The sequence below is a fragment of the Streptomyces violaceoruber genome (genome assembly GCF_033406955.1).
Lineage (GTDB): Bacteria > Actinomycetota > Actinomycetes > Streptomycetales > Streptomycetaceae > Streptomyces > Streptomyces violaceoruber.
In genome coordinates this window covers 5,359,892-5,376,958 of the sequence record NZ_CP137734.1, presented here as the reverse complement: position 1 = coordinate 5,376,958, position 17,067 = coordinate 5,359,892, and the positions used below count along the sequence as shown (strand labels likewise).

The 17,067-nt window shown below is 72.1% G+C and carries 15 protein-coding genes, 2 tRNA genes and 1 pseudogene; 8 read left to right on the top strand and 10 right to left on the bottom strand.

Annotated elements, in window-relative coordinates; all coding sequences use genetic code 11:
• Window positions 1-118 precede the first annotated feature (118 nt).
• Together R2E43_RS24040 and R2E43_RS24035 are read left to right on the top strand one after the other, a co-directional pair.
• Entirely contained in the window at window positions 119-877 is a 759-nt protein-coding gene (locus R2E43_RS24040; protein WP_030866451.1) for an IclR family transcriptional regulator, read from the top strand.
• An 89-nt stretch (window positions 878-966) separates the two neighbouring features.
• Window positions 967-1,040, top strand: a tRNA-Lys gene (locus R2E43_RS24035).
• Between the two features lie 45 nt (window positions 1,041-1,085).
• On the opposite strand, the gene R2E43_RS24030 is transcribed toward R2E43_RS24035, so the two are convergent.
• The 3 genes from R2E43_RS24030 to R2E43_RS24020 form a co-directional block, all read right to left on the bottom strand.
• On the bottom strand, window positions 1,086-1,691 hold the full coding sequence (locus R2E43_RS24030; RefSeq protein WP_189283049.1) for a lytic polysaccharide monooxygenase auxiliary activity family 9 protein: 606 nt from the start codon (window positions 1,689-1,691) through the stop codon (window positions 1,086-1,088).
• A 109-nt stretch (window positions 1,692-1,800) separates the two neighbouring features.
• Entirely contained in the window at window positions 1,801-2,952 is a 1,152-nt protein-coding gene (locus R2E43_RS24025) for an SPFH domain-containing protein (RefSeq protein ID WP_003975966.1), read from the bottom strand.
• Between the two features lie 56 nt (window positions 2,953-3,008).
• Entirely contained in the window at window positions 3,009-4,070 is a 1,062-nt protein-coding gene (locus tag R2E43_RS24020) for a peptidoglycan-binding protein (RefSeq protein ID WP_332056550.1), read from the bottom strand.
• Between the two features lie 197 nt (window positions 4,071-4,267).
• On the opposite strand from R2E43_RS24020, the gene R2E43_RS24015 reads away from it, so the two are divergent.
• From R2E43_RS24015 to glxA, 3 genes are all read left to right on the top strand, one after another.
• A tRNA-Lys gene (locus tag R2E43_RS24015) sits at window positions 4,268-4,341 on the top strand.
• 294 nt (window positions 4,342-4,635) lie between these two features.
• Window positions 4,636-6,597: a glycosyltransferase family 2 protein gene (locus R2E43_RS24010; RefSeq protein ID WP_136209369.1), complete on the top strand. Its 1,962-nt coding sequence runs from the start codon at window positions 4,636-4,638 to the stop codon at window positions 6,595-6,597.
• Entirely contained in the window at window positions 6,594-8,531 is a 1,938-nt protein-coding gene (gene glxA, locus R2E43_RS24005; protein WP_011028609.1) for a radical copper oxidase GlxA, read from the top strand. Before R2E43_RS24010 ends, glxA begins: the two co-directional genes overlap by 4 nt.
• A gap of 100 nt (window positions 8,532-8,631) precedes the next feature.
• Here the strand turns inward: glxA and R2E43_RS24000 are convergent, their stop codons facing one another.
• Both R2E43_RS24000 and R2E43_RS23995 read right to left on the bottom strand, forming a co-directional pair.
• Window positions 8,632-9,657: a glycoside hydrolase family 6 protein gene (locus R2E43_RS24000; protein ID WP_168715516.1), complete on the bottom strand. Its 1,026-nt coding sequence runs from the start codon at window positions 9,655-9,657 to the stop codon at window positions 8,632-8,634.
• A gap of 81 nt (window positions 9,658-9,738) precedes the next feature.
• Window positions 9,739-10,326: a hypothetical protein gene (locus R2E43_RS23995; protein ID WP_332056549.1), complete on the bottom strand. Its 588-nt coding sequence runs from the start codon at window positions 10,324-10,326 to the stop codon at window positions 9,739-9,741.
• Between the two features lie 116 nt (window positions 10,327-10,442).
• Here R2E43_RS23995 and R2E43_RS23990 point away from each other — a divergent pair, with 116 nt between their 5' ends.
• Window positions 10,443-11,336: a LysR family transcriptional regulator gene (locus R2E43_RS23990; protein WP_011028612.1), complete on the top strand. Its 894-nt coding sequence runs from the start codon at window positions 10,443-10,445 to the stop codon at window positions 11,334-11,336.
• Here R2E43_RS23990 and R2E43_RS23985 read toward each other — a convergent pair.
• The 5 genes and pseudogenes from R2E43_RS23985 to R2E43_RS23965 all read right to left on the bottom strand — a co-directional run bounded on the left by R2E43_RS23985 (window position 11,326) and on the right by R2E43_RS23965 (window position 15,371).
• Complete coding sequence (locus R2E43_RS23985; RefSeq protein ID WP_332056548.1) at window positions 11,326-12,066, bottom strand: class F sortase; 741 nt, start codon at window positions 12,064-12,066, stop codon at window positions 11,326-11,328. The two genes, R2E43_RS23990 and R2E43_RS23985, sit on opposite strands and share 11 nt — an antisense overlap.
• A 2-nt stretch (window positions 12,067-12,068) precedes the next feature.
• Window positions 12,069-12,623, bottom strand: a complete 555-nt coding sequence (locus R2E43_RS23980; protein WP_332056547.1) for a hypothetical protein — start codon at window positions 12,621-12,623, stop codon at window positions 12,069-12,071.
• A gap of 103 nt (window positions 12,624-12,726) precedes the next feature.
• Window positions 12,727-13,506 carry an HAD-IIA family hydrolase gene (locus R2E43_RS23975; protein ID WP_061444532.1) on the bottom strand — a complete coding sequence of 260 codons (780 nt, stop codon included), beginning with the start codon at window positions 13,504-13,506 and terminating at the stop codon, window positions 12,727-12,729.
• 215 nt (window positions 13,507-13,721) lie between these two features.
• Window positions 13,722-14,094, bottom strand: a pseudogene (locus R2E43_RS23970) (GntR family transcriptional regulator); the annotation flags it as partial.
• 56 nt (window positions 14,095-14,150) lie between these two features.
• The gene (locus R2E43_RS23965) at window positions 14,151-15,371 is read right to left on the bottom strand and encodes an ROK family transcriptional regulator (protein ID WP_003975954.1); all 1,221 of its coding nucleotides are present in this window, start codon (window positions 15,369-15,371) and stop codon (window positions 14,151-14,153) included.
• Window positions 15,372-15,427: 56 nt separating this feature from the next.
• On the opposite strand from R2E43_RS23965, the gene R2E43_RS23960 reads away from it, so the two are divergent.
• Window positions 15,428-16,510, top strand: a complete 1,083-nt coding sequence (locus R2E43_RS23960; protein ID WP_136209376.1) for a Gfo/Idh/MocA family oxidoreductase — start codon at window positions 15,428-15,430, stop codon at window positions 16,508-16,510.
• Entirely contained in the window at window positions 16,507-16,983 is a 477-nt protein-coding gene (locus R2E43_RS23955; RefSeq protein WP_030866426.1) for a heme-degrading domain-containing protein, read from the top strand. Before R2E43_RS23960 ends, R2E43_RS23955 begins: the two co-directional genes overlap by 4 nt.
• The last annotated feature ends 84 nt before the right edge of the window (window positions 16,984-17,067 follow it).

Here is a 17,067-nt window from a genome sequence, read left to right as displayed (position 1 = left end):
CAGAGGGCCTGCGCCGCAGATGAGAGCCCCGAAATCCGCCCAACACCCCCTCCCCGGCAGCCTCTTGGCGGCTATCGTGAACGCAGGGATGCACCAGCGAGCGCAGGGGGAGACCACCGTGGCGCTGCAGCACAAGCCGACCGCGCCGCACCACTCGACCGAGGACGCCCTGCGCGTCCTGGAGACGGTGGCGCGGCACACCTCCGGTGTCACCGACACCGAGATCGCCCGCGAGAGCGGCATCGGCACGGAGCGCCTGACCACGCTCCTGCGCATGCTGCGCCGCGAGGCCTACGTCGAGCAGACCGCCGACGGCGCGTACGTCACCGGGGAGGCGCTGGCCCGCCTCGGCTCGGCCCAGGGCCGCGAGCAGGCGCTGCGCGAGAAGCTCCAGCGCACCCTGGAGGGGCTGCGCGACTCGGTGGGCGCCGCCGTCTACATCAGCCGGTACGTCGACGGCGAGGTCAGCGTCACCCAGTACGCCGACAGCCCGGCCGCGCCCAGGGTGAACGAGTGGGTGGACTTCCGCGTCTCGGCGCACGCCACCGCGGTGGGCAAGTCCCTGCTGACCCAGCTGGACCACGCGGGCCGCCGCGACCACCTGGCCCGGCACCGGATGGCCCGCCTGACCTCGCGCACCATCACCAGCGACAAGCTGCTGCTGTCCCGGCTGGAGTCCCAGCCGGCCACCGTGCCCGTCCTCGACCTCCAGGAGTACGCGGTGGGCACGGTCTGCGCGGCCGTGCCGATCACCGCCGGTTCCGCCGTGGGCTGCCTGGCCCTGTCGCTCCCGGTCGAGCACGCGCACCGGCTGCGCCGGGCCGCGGACGAGCTGAACCGGAGCGCGGCACCGGTGCTGCTGTCGCTGGCGATCTAGGACCGCCCGGGCACTGGTCACGAGCACTGCCCGGGACCGGGTAGTATTTTCGTCGTCGCCGACCGCGGGAAGCGGACGGCGGGAGTCATGCGCCGCTAGCTCAGTTGGTTAGAGCAGCTGACTCTTAATCAGCGGGTCCGGGGTTCGAGTCCCTGGCGGCGCACAGAAGGAAGGGCCCCCTCGCACGGCGAGGGGGCCCTTCCGCTGTTCAGAAGGTGACGTCCGAGCAGGCGTAGAACGCGTTGCCCGTGTCGTGGACCGTCCACACCGCGAGGATCACGTGGTGTCCGCTCAGCCCGGACGGCAGGGTGCCGCTGTGGGAGAGCGTGGCCGGGGGCTGCTTGCCGCCGTAGGGCACCGTGAAGAACGGGGTGAGGTTGAGGTCGGACCGGGCGAGGTTGTGGTTCTGGTTCCAGCCCGGCTTGGTGACGTAGTACTTGAAGTCGGTCGTGGCGTGCCGGGCGGTGAACTGCCAGCGGAAGGTGTAGCTCTGCCCGCCGTTCACCCTGGTGGTCGGCCACGCCTGGCCGTTCGGCTGCTTGGGGCTGTCGAGCGCGGCGAACGACCCGTGTCCCGCGGAACAGATCGTGCCGTCGGCCGGCCCGGAGGCCGGGAAGCCCTTGGGCCCCTCCACGCTCTGCGGCTCCCACTGGATGGCGCCGCATCCGCCGACCGTGCCGTTCTGGCACACCTTCTGCCGGCTGACGGGCAGGTCGGTGTAGCCGTGACCGCTGGCGCCGCCGGACGAGAGCACGAGGGCTCCGGTGGTCGCCATGCCCAGCGCGGCCGCGTACATCTTGGTCCTTGTGCGCATACTGCTGCTCCCTGTGACGTGTGGGGAAGTTCAGTGAGCCGTGCAGGTCTAGACCAAGTCTCAGATTATTGCTGACAATTGAACATGTCCATACCAAACGCGGAACGGGTCAGTGCCCCGTGTCCCCCCGCCCCGCGCAGAACGCCACGGTCAGGTCCTTCACGAGCACCTTGCGCTCGTAGTCGTCCAGCTCCACCAGCCCGCGCATGGTCAGCCGGGTCACCGTGTCCTCCACGGAGTCCACCACCGAGGTGAGCACGCTCGCCCGCTGCGCCGCGTCCAGCGCCGCGATCCGGCGCCGGTGCATCGCGGCGGCGACCTCGGGGGCGTACTCCACCCGGACGGGCCGCACCGAGAACACCTCCAGGCCGACCGGCGCCGCGTCCGCCGCCACCAGCCGGGTCAGGGTGTCGCCGGCCACGTCCGCCGAGCTGCGCACCGTGCCGAGCGGCTCCACCGGGACCCGGGCCAGCGCCGCCTCGACGCACTCGCGCAGATACGTCTCGTGGTCCTCGACCCCGAGCGTGGCCTTCGCGGTGTCCCGCACCCGCCACACCACCAGCGTCACCGCCCTGAGCGCCACGCCGTTGCCGTCGGCCGCGGGCATCGGCTCGCTGCGCCAGTGCCGCAGCCGCACGTCCACCCGGCGGCGCAGCAGCAGCGGGTTCACCCACATCAGACCGGTGCGCCGCACCGTCCCCCGGTAGCGGCCGAACAGGCCGAGCACCCAGGCCCGTCCGGTCCGGCCCCGGGCCAGACCTCCGAACCCGAACATCCCCAGCGCCCCCGCGGCCGCGTACGCCGCCCACTGCGCGGGCCCGAGCCCGGCACCCGCGTACGCCGGCAGCCCCAGCGCCTGGGCCGCGAGCGGCGGTACGAGACCCGCCCACCAGGAGGTGGCCGCGCACCCGGCCGCCCCGCACAGACCGGCGGCCACGCCCGCGGCGCCGGGCAGCACCCGGCCCGGACGCTCCGTCAGCTCCGGGTCGACCTGGGGTGCCGGGCGCGGTCGCGCCGCGACGGGGCGCCGCGCGCCCGGCCGTGCCCCGGTACGCTCCCCCGGACCCGGCCGGCGGGCGACGACCGCGGGCCGCAGCGGCACCGGCGCCGGATCGGGGTCGTCGCGGAACAGCAGGTGGACGGGGATCTCGGTGGTGGCCTCGTTGTGGATGAGCCGGGCGGACCGCTGACCGGCCGCCGCCGCGGACTCCTCCGGTGCCGCCGGCGCGGTCTCCGGGTTCGTTGACGATGTCGTACTCATGCGTGCTCCAGCCTCCGCGCCAGACGCGTCATGAACGGATGATCACCCCGGTGCGCTCAGGAGAAGAGCCGCCGCCAGGTCTCCGGGCCCGGGTAGCCGTCCGCCGCTCCGCCGCGCCAGCCCTGGGCGCGCTGGAAGGCCTGGACACCCCGTCGGTCCGCCTCGCCCCAGCGCGGACCCGGCCCCCTCGTGTAGTACGTGCCGAAGCCCTTCCTCACCAGCTGCCTGCCGAGCCTGGTGACGTACGGGTTGTCCGCGCCCGGCCGGAACATCGCCCGGCCGGGGTATCCGGCCACCCCGTGCGAGGCGGGGCCCGCGGCCCCGGGCGGTGCCTCCTCGGTGCCCGCCGCGCCCGCCTTGGCCACGTCGCCCGCCGCGACCCCCTTGTAGCGGTACGGCAGGTACTGGGCGGAGTCGCTCCAGTAGGCGTAGGGCGTGTCGAGCTTCCGGGTGTGCGGCGGGGTCTGCTCGTACGCCGTGTAGGCGGTGCGCGTGCCGTCCGTCCAGCCGCCGAAGATCACCACGTGGGAGCCCTTCTGCGGGTCGGACTCGTTGTGGAAGAGCAGGATGTCGCCGGGCTGGAGCTCCTCCTTGGTGATGCGGTCGGCGACCGTGCCGAGGCTTCCGGTCCACTCGTTGGCGGGCAGCTTCCAGGCCATCGACACGAAGCCCGAGCAGTCCTGCCGGTATCCGTCGGACCAGTAGGCGGTCAGGCTGTACGGGACCTTCGCGGCCACCCAGCTCTTGGCCCGGTCGATGATCTCCGTACGGGTGATGCCGGCCAGTTCCGCACCGGCCGGGGGCGCCGCGGGCCGGCCGACCGGGCCGTGCAGCGGGCCGCGCGGTCCCTGGGGAGTGCCGGGCTCGTCACCCGCGGGAACGCCCGGCCGGTGGGCGGCGTGGGCGGCCGCCGGGAGCGCCGCCGCCCCGCCCGCGCCGAGGACGGACACGGCGGTGGCGGAAGCGGCGGCGGCGGCCGCGACCAGCGTGCGGTACGCCGCCGGATGGGCGAGGGCGCGGCCCGCCGGGGCATGCGGCAGCACCCGCCGCCAGTGGCGGCAGCCGGCGCAGTCGCAGTCGCTCGCGGGCTCGATCTCCTCGAATACGGGAGTCTCCATGCGATTCCCCTCACACTCCCGGTCGGCAGGTCCGCGGCGGTACGGTTCGGTACATCTCGGTCAGTCTGGCAACTGTCGTCAGCACGCGCATGTTGACGGTCCGAATGATGTACCCGGCCGAGGGGGCGGCCCCGCGGGTGCCGCGGGCATGGTCCGGAGCACCGGTCGGCGTCCGGTAGAGTTGTGCAGGTCAGCAGGCGCCGCTAGCTCAGTTGGTTAGAGCAGCTGACTCTTAATCAGCGGGTCCGGGGTTCGAGTCCCTGGCGGCGCACCGACGGTCGAAGGCCCTCCGTATCACACGGGGGGCCTTCGGCGTGTCCGGGACCGGGACGTCTTGCGATCATGACGAACGCCGTAGAACCCTGGTCCGGTTGGGCGGCCGGGTGCCGAGGGGATGCCGAGGGGGGCATCATGCAACCGGGGGTCACCATTCCATGTCTATATAAGGTGTGCATGCCGTGGTGACAGTGACCCACCACTGATACGTCCGTGACGGTCGAGGGGGACCGGTGCAGGCGAAGGAAGCGACGAAACACGCCTGACCCGCGTGTGGGGGGAATGACTCATGACGTCGACGCCGACGGGCGCCGGGCCGGACCACGACCCGTCCCAGACCACCCAGCTCAGGGTGCCCGGGCACCGGAACTGGAACACCGGTTCGTTCCGCCGGATAAAGAAGACGCTCCCGAAGTACGACTACGAGCACTACAGCCGCCTCGCGGGCCCCCTCACCCAGCCCGACCCGAACAAGCCGTACCGGGTGCAGTACCGCTCGCTGATCTCGCAGGAGCCGCACCGCCTCCGGGTCGCCCTGATGCTGGCCGCCGCCCCGCTGCTGTCGGTGGTGCTGCTGGTCTGGCTGCTCCAGCCGGAGCACTGGACGGAGCGCGACTACGTGGCCTTCGACTGGCTGCCCGCGCTCGACATCGTGATGCTGGTCGCGATCGGCCTGATCGAGCTGTTCCGCTGCCTGAACGTGCTGTCGAACGCGCACGCCACCCTGGTCGCCCGCGACCCGGTCCCGGTGGTGCCCGAGACCGGCACCAAGGTCGCCTTCCTCACCTCCTTCGTGCCCGGCAAGGAGCCGCTGGAGATGGTGACGAAGACCCTGGAGGCGGCCGTGAGGATCCGCCACCGCGGCCTGATGCACGTCTGGCTCCTCGACGAGGGCGACGACCCGGAGGTGAAGGAGGTGTGCGCGCGCCTGGGCGTGCACCACTTCTCCCGCAAGGGCGTCGCCAAGTGGAACCGGAAGAAGGGCCCGCACCGCGCCAAGACCAAGCACGGCAACTACAACGCCTGGCTCGACGCGCACGGCGACGACTACGACTTCTTCGCCTCCGTCGACACCGACCACGTGCCGCTGCCCAACTACCTGGAGCGGATGCTCGGCTTCTTCCGCGACCCGGACGTCGGCTTCGTCATCGGCCCGCAGGTCTACGGCAACTACGACAACCCGATCACCAAGGCCGCCGAGTCGCAGCAGTTCCTCTTCCACGCGCTGATCCAGCGCGCCGGCAACCGCTACGGCGGGCCGATGTTCGTGGGCACCTCCAACGCGGTGCGCATCCGGGCGCTCAAGCAGATCGGCGGCCTGTACGACTCGATCACCGAGGACATGGCGACCGGCTTCGAGATGCACCGCCACAAGAATCCGGCCACCGGCCGCAAGTGGCGCTCGGTCTACACCCCGGACGTGCTCGCGGTCGGCGAGGGCCCCAACGCCTGGACGGACTTCTTCACCCAGCAGATGCGCTGGTCGCGGGGGACGTACGAGACGATCCTCAAGCAGTACTGGAAGGGCTGGTACTCGCTGCCGCCGAGCAAGCTCTTCAACTACACGATGATGATCATCTTCTATCCGATGTCGGCCCTGAACTGGATCCTGGCGGCGCTGAGCTGCTGCCTGTTCCTGGGCCTGGGCGCGTCCGGCGTCAACATCGACCCGGCGGTCTGGCTGATGCTCTACGGCAACGCCTCCGCGCTCCAGATCGGCCTGTACGTGTGGAACCGCCGCCACAACGTCTCCCCGCACGAGCCGGAGGGCTCCGGCGGCGTGGCCGGCATGATCATGTCCGCGCTGTCGGCGCCGCTGTACGCCAAGGCGCTCATCGACTCCGTGCTGCGCCGCAAGAGCAAGTTCGTGGTGACCCCGAAGGGCGACTCGGCCAGCCCGGACACCCTGTTCGGCACCTTCCGGTACCACTGGTACTTCATCCTGATCTTCGGTGGCTCGATCGCCGCCGGCTTCGTCTACGGCCACTCGCACCCCGCGATGATCATCTGGGCGACGTTCGCGCTGCTGATCACCGCGTCGCCGATGTTCGCCTGGCGCCACGAGCTGAGGAAGGCGAAGAAGCAACCGCCGGTCGCGGCGGCGGAGCCCGCACCGCGGGTCCCGCCGCAGCAGGCGCCGTACGGACGGCACACGCCGCAGCACAGGCCCGACTGGGCCGCCCCCGCCGACGGGGGAGACGACCAGACCATGCAGATCGCCCTTGGTGGACTTGGGGGACGTAAGGAATGAAAGACCGTGCCGGCCGCCGCCGCGCCCGTCGCTTCGCGATAGGCACGGCGGTGGTAGTCGCGCTGGCCGGGATGAACGGGCCGTGGCTCTACCGCTTCAGCACCGAGAAATACCACCAGTACAAGATCAATCAGCCGGAGTACAAGGCCGCCAACGGCAAGTGGGAGATCATCGAGTTTCCCGAGAAGTACCGGCAGAACACCATCCACGCGGCACTGCTGCGCACCGGCAAGGTGCTGATGGTCGCCGGGTCCGGCAACAACCAGGACAACTCCGACGACAAGCAGTACGACACCCGGATCTGGGACCCCGTCAAGGGCACCATCAAGAAGGTGCCGACGCCGTCCGACCTGTTCTGCACCGGACACACGCAGCTCGCCAACGGCAATCTGCTGATCGCGGGCGGCACCAAGCGGTACGAGAAGCTCAAGGGCGACGTCACCAAGGCCGGCGGCCTGATGGTCGTCCACAACGAGAACCCGGACAAGCCGATCACCCTCCCGGCGGGCACCAAGTTCACCGGCAAGGAGAACGGCAAGACCTTCGTCTCCAAGGACCCGGTCCTGGTGCCGCGTGCCGAGAAGGTCTTCGACCCGGCGACCGGCGCCTTCGTGCGCAACGACCCGGGCCTCGGCCGGATCTACGTCGAGGCGCAGAAGAGCGGCAGCGCGTACGAGACGGGTACGGAGGACAACTACCGCATCCAGGGCCTGTCGGGTGCCGACGCCCGCAACACGTACGGCATCGCACAGAAGCTCGCCCTCGACAAGAAGGACTTCCAGGGCATCCGGGACGCCTTCGAGTTCGACCCGGTCGCCGAGAAGTACATCAAGGTCGACCCGATGCACGAGGCCCGCTGGTACCCGACGCTCACCACCCTGGGCGACGGCAAGATCCTCAGCGTCTCCGGCCTCGACGACATCGGCCAGCTGGTCCCCGGCAAGAACGAGGTCTACGACCCGAAGACCAAGGCGTGGACCTACACCGACAAGGTCCGCCAGTTCCCGACGTACCCGGCGCTGTTCCTGATGCAGAACGGCAAGATCTTCTACTCCGGCGCGAACGCGGGGTACGGGCCCGACGACGTGGGCCGCACCCCGGGCATCTGGGACGTGGAGACCAACAAGTTCACCAAGGTCCCCGGCATGAGCGACGCGGACATGCTGGAGACGGCGAACACGGTGCTGCTGCCCCCGGCGCAGGACGAGAAGTACATGGTCATCGGCGGCGGCGGGGTCGGCGAGTCCAAGCTGTCCAGCGAGAAGACCCGGATCGCCGACCTCAAGGCGGACGCCCCGAAGTTCGTCGACGGACCGTCGCTGGAGAAGGGCACGCGCTACCCGCAGGCCTCGATCCTGCCCGACGACAGCGTGCTGGTCTCCGGCGGCTCGGAAGACTACCGGGGCCGCGGCGACTCCAACATCCTCCAGGCGCGGCTGTACCACCCGGACACGAACGAGTTCGAGCAGGTCGCCGACCCGCTGGTGGGGCGCAACTACCACTCCGGGTCCATCCTGCTGCCCGACGGGCGCCTGATGTTCTTCGGCTCGGACTCGCTCTACGCCGACAAGGCCAACACCAAGCCGGGCAAGTTCGAGCAGCGGATCGAGATCTACACGCCGCCGTACCTGTACCGCGACTCGCGGCCCGACCTGTCCGGCGGCCCGCAGACCATCGCGCGCGGTGGGTCGGGGACGTTCACCTCGCGTGCGGCGTCGACGGTCAAGAAGGTGCGGCTGATCCGGCCGAGCGCGTCGACCCACGTCACGGACGTGGATCAGCGGTCCATCGCGCTGGACTTCACGGCGGACGGGGACAAGCTGACGGTGACGGTGCCCACGGGTAAGAACCTGGTGCAGTCGGGGTGGTACATGATGTTCGTGACGGATGGGGAGGGGACGCCGAGCAAGGCGGAGTGGGTGCGAGTTCCGTAGCGCCCCCGCGGGTTGTGTTTCGGGTGCGGGGAGCGCTGTGGTTGACCGCGCACACGCGGCGGTGGCCGCACATGTCACAGCCCCGCACCCCTGAGGGCGTTTACCCCTGCGCCAGTTTCAAGGCGTACTCGGGGTACCACTCCCCCGCCTTCGGGCCGCCCTTGCACTCGCCGTCCGACTCTCCCGGGCGCTTGACCCAGAGGTAGGCGTCGACCAGCGGGTCGGCCGTCTTCGTCGTCGGGGTCTCGCCGAGGGCCCGGCCCGGAGGGTTGCACCAGCGTTCGTCCGGGGCGCCCTCGGTGTAGGGGCCGTTGCCGTTGCGGCTGGTGTCGATGACGAAGGGCTTGCCGCCCACCTTGGCGGAGAGCTGCTTGCCGTAGGCGATGGAGTCCTCGGTGGTGTAGAAGTTCGACACGTTGACCGCGAAGCCGTCGGCCTGGTCGACGCCGGCCCGCTTCAGGGGGTCGAAGATCTGGTCGGGGTGGCCCCAGCCGGCGTTGCCCGCGTCCAGGTACACCTTGGTGTTCTTCAGCGCGCCGAGCTTGGTGACCGCGCCCTTGAGGAGGTCGTAGCGCTCCTCGTGGAACTCCTGCGGGGTGCAGCCGTCGACGAGGTGGAGCACCGCGTCCGGTTCCAGGACGACGGTGGCGGCACGGTCGCCGATGCCCTTGGCCACGCCGTCGACGAAGGACCGGTAGGCGTCGCCGTCGGCGGCGCCGCCCTCGGAGTACTGGCCGCAGTCGCGGTGCGGGATGTTGTAGAGGACGAGCAGCGCGGTGCGGCCGGCCTCGTCGGCGGCCTCGGTGAAGCCGCGGGCCTGCTCCTCGGGGTTCTCCGGGCTGATCCACTCGCCGGTCGGCTGCTGGGCGATCTTGCGGATCTCTTCGGCCTGGTCCTTCTTGCCCGCATCGGCAAGGGACGCGACCTGCTGGGCCGCGTTGCCGTCCGGGTTGACCCAGAAGGGGTCGGTCTCCTTGGGCTGCTGGGTGATCCCGGCGCCCGCGGCCTTGTCGTCCCCGTCGCCGGACGAGGAGCAGCCCGCGAGCAGCAGGGCCGCCGCTCCGAGTGCCGCCGCCGACGCAGCCCGCCTCCTGGACATGTTTCCGGCCGGCCTGCTGCCGTACATCCAACCCCCCTGGGTGCACTGTTGCGAGGCTCAATCCTGACATACGCCTCGTGCGCCCACGCGGTCATCGGTGGACGGGCGTCAGGAGATGAAATCGGTCAGTGTGCAACCGTCCACGAGGCCCTTCTCCTTCGTGTAGCCGCTGGGGATCTGGGTCTCCGGGTCGCAGACGAGGGCGAGGAGCCCGGACCCCCTGAGGTCGGCCGTCGTCGCGGGGCCACCGGTGACGGCGAAGTCCTCCCCGAGGAGGTACCAGTCGGAGCTCTGCCGCCGCGCCTGGGTCTGGAAGCTCTTCATGTCGTCGACGGACATGAGCGTGACCCCCATGCGCTTCGCGTCCCAGCAGACGGCACGCTCCTTGATGCCCCACAGCTTGCCGGCCGACTCGGCCTCCGGGTCGTCCTCGTGGTCGGAGTCCCTGTCCTCCATGTGCAGATCGGTGCACGTGGTGCGGGCGCTGACGAACGCCTCGATGTCGGCCATGGTGGGGGCGCTCACAGGGCCTTGCGTCCCGGTGTCCATGAGCCGTCCCCCGCTGCCTGCGGACTGCCCGTAGCCTCCGCCGCCGGCCCCCGTGCTCCCGCCGCCGCCCTCGTCGTCGCCGCAGCCGCTGACCGCCGTCAGCGCCAGGACCGCCGCAACCACCGTGACCATGCCCCGCGTCCGCATTTCTTCTCCTTGCCGCCCTGCGTCCGACCAAGGATGCGGGGCGGGGAGGGCGCGAACAATCTCCCGTTGCACATGGTCTGATAACCCAGGAGTTAACGCTGACGGGCCGGGGGCAAGTGGTGGAACTACGGGACATCGAGATCTTCTTGACGCTGGCCGAGGAGCTGCACTTCGGCCGGACCGCGGACCGGCTGCACGTGTCGCCGGCGCGAATCAGCCAGTCGATCGCCAAGCAGGAACGCAGGATCGGGGCGCCCCTCTTCGCCCGGAGCAGCCGCAAGGTCGAGCTGACCGCCATCGGCGCACAACTGCGGCGCGATCTCGGCGCGGGCTACCAGCGGATACTCGACGGCACCCGCGCGGCCACCGCTGCCGCCCGAGGCTCGACGGGCACGCTGACTCTCGGCCTGCACGGTTCCCAGGCACACGACCACGCGCACCTGCTCGACCTGTTCCGCGGCCGGCACCCCGAGGTCGCCCTGCGCATTCAGGAGGTCATCTTCACGGACCCCTTCGGCCCGCTCCGCAACGGCTCGGTGGACGTGGCGACCGCCTGGCTGCCCGTCCGTGAACCGGATCTCACCGTCGGCCCCGTCGTCGTGACCGAACCGCTGCTTCTCATGGTCGCCACCGACCATCCCCTCACCCGCCGCGACGCCGTCAGCATGGAGGACCTGGCCGACTGGCCCCTGCCGCACTCCGCCACCCCCATCCCCGAGTACTGGCAGCAGACGCTCGTGCCCACCCACACCCCCGGCGGCCGGCCCACCCGGCGCGGCCCGAAGGTCGCCTCGTTCCAGGAACTCGCCGCCGTGGTCGCGGCGGGCGGGGCGATCAGCCTCGTCCACGGCGACGCCGCGCGCTATTACCAGTGGCGCGGCCTGCGTTATCTCCGCCCGTACGACGCGCCGACGGCGAGCTGGGCCCTGATCTGGCCGACGGCCGGGGAGACGGCGCTGGTCCGTGCCCTCGCGACGGCGGCCCGGGACACGGGACCGCTCACCGGGTGACGTGGCCGTCGGCGCCGGTTCCCGTCAGGTAGGCGGAGACGACGACGTTGGCCGTGTAGCTGTCGGTGGTCTGGTCGAAGGTGCCGCCGCAGGTGATGAGGCGGAGCTCGGAGCGGCCCGTGTCGCGGGGCCCGTAGGCCTGCTGGGCGTCGAAGCCGTCGCGGGTGAGGACCTGGACGTCGTCGACGGTGAACTCGGCGACCTCGTCGTCGTCGCGGGCCACCCGGATCGTCTGGCCGGGTTCGAGGGTGCTGAGCTGGTAGAACACGGCGGGCCGGGTCTCGGTGTCGACGTGGCCGACCATCAGGGCGGTCCCGACGGCTCCGGGGGTGACCCCGGCCGCGTACCAGCCGACGGTGCCGGGCTGGTCGAAGGGCGGTGGTTCGATGGCGCCCTCGGCGTCGAGGCCGCGGGCCACGACGGGGGCGTCGATGTCGAGTCCGGGGACGTCGAGCCGCTGCGGCCGGGCGTCGTCGAGGGGCGCGTGGGCCGGGGGCAGGGGGACGTCGGGGGGCCGCCCGGCCGCAGCCATGTCTCCGGTGGCCGGCCGGGATATGCCCTCGCGCACGTCGGTGGCCTCGCGGCCCCAGAGCCACAGCCCGAGGAGCAGCACCACCCAGGCGATGCCGGTGACCAGGCGCCCGCCGGGGGCGGCGGGCGGCGGTGTGGGCGCCGGCGTGGACTCCGGCGTGGGCTTCCGTGCGGTGTCCTGCTCGTCCTGTTCGGACATGGTCAGTCCGTCCCGCGGCTCCGGCTGCGGACGCTGCGCAGTGCCACGGCGACGGCGGCGATGCCCGCGAGCACCAGGCCGGTCACGGTGTGCGCCGTGCCGGGGGGATCGACGCGCGCCCCGTCCCCGGCGTCCGAGGCGGCCAGCTCCGCGGTGCCGCCGCCGCCCGCGTCGACGGGGGCGACGGGCGAGGCGGGTGCGGTCGGGCGCCGCTCGTCGCGGACGGTGATGGTGCCCTTGCGCGCCTGCTCGCCGCACTTGACCTGCACGGCGTACGCACCGGCCCGCACGCTGGTGCGGACCTGGCTGGAGCCGACGAGGATGCCGTCCCCCGCGGCCAGGCTGAGCCGTACGTCCGACTCGAAGGCCGCGGACACGGCGACGGCCGTCTTCTCGGTGCAGTCCGGCACGCGGAGCGTGACGTCGGTGCCGGGGGCGGGCGAGGACGGCGACACGGAGACGGCGCCGCCGTCCGCCGCGTAGGTGTAGGCCGCCGGTGCGCACCACGCGGTGACCAGCGCGGCACCCGCACAGAGGGTGACTTTCAGTGAGCCCATCGTGTACCTCCAGTTACCTGGAGGCTCCCCCGCCGGCCCCGGTACCGCATCCTGCGCGGCGCCGGGGCTGCTCCAATCGGGTCATGCGGAGGAAATCCGCGTTTCAGACCCGTTCCACGAGGTCCGCGATGGAGTCGACCACCTGGGACGGGCGGTACGGGAAGTTCTCGACCTGCTCGGGCCGGGTCAGACCGGTCAGCACCAGGAAGGTCTGCATCCCGGCCTCCATGCCGGCCAGCACGTCGGTGTCCATGCGGTCGCCGATCATCGCGCTGGTCTCGGAGTGGGCGCCGATCGCGTTGAGCCCGGTGCGCATCATCAGCGGGTTGGGCTTGCCCGCGAAGTACGGCTGCTTGCCGGTCGCCTTGGTGATCAGGGCGGCCACCGCGCCGGTCGCCGGGAGCGGCCCCTCGGTGGAGGGGCCGGTCTCGTCGGGGTTGGTGCAGATGAAGCGGGCGCCGGCGTTGATCAGCCGTACCGCCTTCGTCATGGCCTCGAAGGAGTAGGTGCGGGTCTCGCCGAGGACCACGTAGTCGGGGTCGTGGTCGGTGAGGATGTAGCCGATGTCGTGCAGGGCCGTGGTCAGTCCCGCCTCGCCGATGACGTACGCCGAGCCGCCGGGCCGCTGGTCCTCCAGGAACTGGGCGGTGGCCAGCGCCGAGGTCCAGATGGACTCGATCGGCACTTCCAGCCCCATGCGGCGCAGCCGGGCGTGCAGGTCGCGCGGGGTGTAGATCGAGTTGTTGGTCAGGACCAGGAAGGGCTTGCCTGACTCGCGGAGCCTCTTGATGAAGGCGTCGGCTCCGGGGATCGGCACGCCTTCGTGGATGAGGACCCCGTCCATGTCGGTGAGCCACGACTCGATGGGCTTGCGGTCTGCCATGTGCGGGTCTCCTGCCTGCGCGGTCCTGCGTGCGCCCCAGCCTAGACAGTGCGGGATCTTGTGGGAACGGCCGTCTCAGCTTCCGGTGGCTTCCTTCCAGGCGCCGATGGAGGAGGTCAGGTTCTCCTCGATGCCGTTCCAGTCGGGCTCGAAGACCTGCACACCGTCCATCAGCTCGGTGAGGGCCGAGGGTGGTGGCCCTGCGCATCTGCACAACAGTGGAAGCGGTCGAGGGTGACGAGCGCACGGCCGAGGGTACGCCCCTGGCGCCGGACGCCCTCGGTGCGGCCGGCCAGGGACAACGGCTGCGCCGGCTTGGGTCCGGCCACGACGGTGCCGCGTTCCCGGCGGCGCAGCCTGCCCTCCGGGAGGAGTTCCCGCAGGGCCTGCCGCACGGTCTCGCGGGCGACCCCGTGGCGCTCGGACAGGTCCCGCTCGGTGGGGATCGCGCTGCCCTCCCCCAGCTCACCGACGAGACGGTCGATCCGCGCCTTGACGGCGTGCTGCTTCGGCACGCGCCCGTGCTCGGGAGTCCCGGAGCGGCCGGGGCCCGGGGCCCCCGGGGGCTTGGTCGTTCGGATAGTCCACGCAGGGATGTCCGCAGACCCGGGTGACGGGCCGGGGCCTGTCGGCGCCGACCGGTCTCAGCCGCCGTCCCCCCGGCCGAAGAGGGGGGCGAGCAGCAGTTGGGCCGCGCCCTCCGCGACGCCGCGCGGCCCGCCCGGCGCGAGCCGCACCGGTACGGCGCCGTCGTGACCGCCCTCGCGCCGGGCGCGGGCGTCGAGGACCGCGCCGACGCCCTGGACGAAGGCCTCGGGCGCGGCGGCGACGGTACGGCCGCCCAGCAGCACCTGGTCGATGTCCAGCAGCCCGGCGAGGTTCGCGGCGCCCGTGCCCAGCACCCTTGCCGCCTCCGCGAGGTCCCCGCGGGCGACGGCGGCCAGGCACAGGGCCTCTATGCAGCCCCGTGCGCCGCAGGTGCAGGGCGGCCCGTCGAGCTGGACGACCTGGTGCCCGAACTCCCCGGCGCCGGTCCGGGCCCCCCGGTGCACGCCGCCGCCGAAGACGAGCCCGGCGCCGAGTCCCGTACCGAGGTGCAGATACGCGAAGGACCCGGCCCCGGCGCCGCCGCCGGACTCCTCGTTCCCCGCGCCGCCGACCGCCAGGCCGAGCGCCGCCGCGTTGGTGTCCTTGTCGACGACGACCGGCACGCCCAGCCGCCGCTCCAGCGCGTCCCGCAGCGGGTAGCCGTCCCACTCCGGGAAGCCGGTGACGCGGTGCAGCACACCGCGGACATGGTCGAGCGGCCCGGGAAGGGCGGCCCCGAGCCCGAGGAGGGTGGGAGCGGCGGCGAGAGCACCGCCCGGCGGCCGAGCGCCCGCATCCTGCGGGACGGCAGGCGCCAGCCCCTCCGCCGCGAGTTCCTCCGCCGCCCGCGCCACCCCTTCCAGCAGGGTCTCCGCGCCCGCGCCCAGGTCCAGCGGGGCGCGCCGCTCCGCCACCACGGTGCCGTCGAGGTCGACCAGCACCGCACGCAGCTCGTCGCGGTCCAGGTGGACGCCGAGGGCGTGGCCCGCCCCGGGCACCAGGCGCAGCACCGTGCGCGGCTTGCCGCCGGTGGACGCGCGGCGTCCGGCCTCGGCGGCCAGGCCCTCGCCCCGGAGCCGGGCGGTGATCTTGCTGACCGCCTGCGGGGTGAGCCCCGTGCGCTCGGCGAGCTCCAGCCGGCTGATCCCCCCGGCACCGGCGCCGCGCAGCAGGTCGAGCACCAGGGCGGTGTTGTGGCTGCGCAGGGCGAGCAGATTGGCGCCGCCCTCGCCGGTCCGCGTGCGCGCCCCCGTGCCTCCGCCGATCGTCCTGTTCACACCCCCATTGTCTCCGGCGCTTGCACTTTGGCAACACCGTTGCGAAAGTAGGACGCATGACTGCTACCCCTCCCGGCACTCCCCCGCTGCGCGTCGGCCTCGTCGGCTACGGGCTCGCGGGCTCCGTCTTCCACGCCCCGCTGATCGCCGCCACCGAGGGCCTGGCCCTGGACACGGTCGTCACCTCGAACCCGGAGCGGCAGCAGCAGGCCCGCGCCGAGTTCCCGGACGTGCGCACCGTCGCCACGCCCGACGAGCTGTTCGACCGTGCCGCCGAGCTGGACCTGGTCGTCGTGGCGTCCCCGAACAAGACGCACGTACCGCTCGCGACCCGGGCCCTGGAGGCCGGTCTGCCGGTGGTGGTGGACAAGCCGGTGGCGGGCACGGCGGCCGAGGCACGTGCGCTGGCCGCCCTGGCCGAGGAGCGCGGCCTGCTGCTCTCCGTCTTCCAGAACCGCCGCTGGGACAACGACTTCCTCACCCTGCGCCAGCTGCTCGCCGAGGACGCGCTGGGCGAGGTGTGGCGCTTCGAGTCCCGCTTCGAGCGCTGGCGGCCGAAGCCGAAGGGCGGCTGGCGCGAGTCCGGCGACCCGTCGGAGATCGGCGGTCTGCTGTACGACCTCGGCAGCCACGTCGTCGACCAGGCCCTGGTCCTCTTCGGCCCGGTCACGCAGGTGTACGCCGAGTCCGTGGTCCGGCGGGCGGGCGCGGAGGCGGACGACGACACGTTCCTCGCGCTCACGCACGCGAACGGCGTCCGCTCCCATCTCTACGTCTCCTCCACCGCCGCCCAGCTCGGCCCCCGTTTCCGGGTGCTCGGCTCGAAGGCGGGCTACGTCAAGCACGGCCTCGACCCGCAGGAGGCGGCGCTGCGCGAGGGCAAGCGGCCGGGTCCCGGCTGGGGCGAGGAGGACGAGTCGCTGTGGGGCCGCGTCGGCGCCGGGGAGTCCCCGCTGACCGGCGGCGGGCAGGTGGCGGCGACCGTCGCGGGCGACTACCCCGCGTACTACGCGGCCGTGGCGAAGGCCCTGCGCGAGGGCGGCCCGAACCCGGTGGACGCGCTGGCGGCGGCCGCCGCCCTGGACGTACTGGAGGCGGCCCGCCGGTCCGCCCGCGACGGAGTGGTGGTGTCCCTGTGAGCACGGCACCGACGGCACCCACCGTGGCGGAGCTGGAGGAGCAGGAACGCCGCCTGGTCTTCCGCCGGTTCACGAACGACGACGCGTGGGCGCTGGGCTCCCTGCTCGTCGAACTGGCCCGGGAGCGCGAGGCCCCGGTCGCCATCGACATCCACCGTGCCGGGCAGCAGCTCTTCCACGCCGCGCTGCCCGGCTCGGCCCCCGACAACGACGCCTGGATCGCCCGCAAGCGCCGCGTCGTGGAGCGGTACGGCTCGGCCTCGTACCTGGTCGGCTCCCGCTTCCGGGCCAAGGGCACGACGTTCGAGGAGTCCTCGCGGCTCGACCCCGACGCGTACGCGGCGCACGGCGGCTCCTTCCCGGTCACCGTCGTCGGCGTCGGCGTCGTCGGCGCGGTGACGGTCTCCGGGCTGCCGCAGGTGGAGGACCACCGGCTGGTGGTCGAGGCGCTGGAGCGTTTTCTCGGCGAGTAGCCCGACCGGCCCCGGGCGGCGTGGCCGGGGAATCAGCGGTGGGTACCCGTGGTTTGGCAGGCAGACACGCAGGTTGATCACGGT

Bases quoted from the DNA above. Each gene is read 5' to 3' on its own strand.
- R2E43_RS24030 (WP_189283049.1), bottom strand. From the start codon at position 1,691: ATGCGCACAAGGACCAAGATGTACGCGGCCGCGCTGGGCATGGCGACC.
- R2E43_RS24025 (WP_003975966.1), bottom strand. From the start codon at position 2,952: ATGAGTACGACATCGTCAACGAACCCGGAGACCGCGCCGGCGGCACCG.
- R2E43_RS24020 (WP_332056550.1), bottom strand. From the start codon at position 4,070: ATGGAGACTCCCGTATTCGAGGAGATCGAGCCCGCGAGCGACTGCGAC.
- R2E43_RS24010 (WP_136209369.1), top strand. From the start codon at position 4,636: ATGACGTCGACGCCGACGGGCGCCGGGCCGGACCACGACCCGTCCCAG.
- glxA (WP_011028609.1), top strand. From the start codon at position 6,594: ATGAAAGACCGTGCCGGCCGCCGCCGCGCCCGTCGCTTCGCGATAGGC.
- R2E43_RS24000 (WP_168715516.1), bottom strand. From the start codon at position 9,657: ATGTACGGCAGCAGGCCGGCCGGAAACATGTCCAGGAGGCGGGCTGCG.
- R2E43_RS23995 (WP_332056549.1), bottom strand. From the start codon at position 10,326: ATGCGGACGCGGGGCATGGTCACGGTGGTTGCGGCGGTCCTGGCGCTG.
- R2E43_RS23985 (WP_332056548.1), bottom strand. From the start codon at position 12,066: ATGTCCGAACAGGACGAGCAGGACACCGCACGGAAGCCCACGCCGGAG.
- R2E43_RS23980 (WP_332056547.1), bottom strand. From the start codon at position 12,623: ATGGGCTCACTGAAAGTCACCCTCTGTGCGGGTGCCGCGCTGGTCACC.
- R2E43_RS23975 (WP_061444532.1), bottom strand. From the start codon at position 13,506: ATGGCAGACCGCAAGCCCATCGAGTCGTGGCTCACCGACATGGACGGG.
- R2E43_RS23960 (WP_136209376.1), top strand. From the start codon at position 15,428: ATGACTGCTACCCCTCCCGGCACTCCCCCGCTGCGCGTCGGCCTCGTC.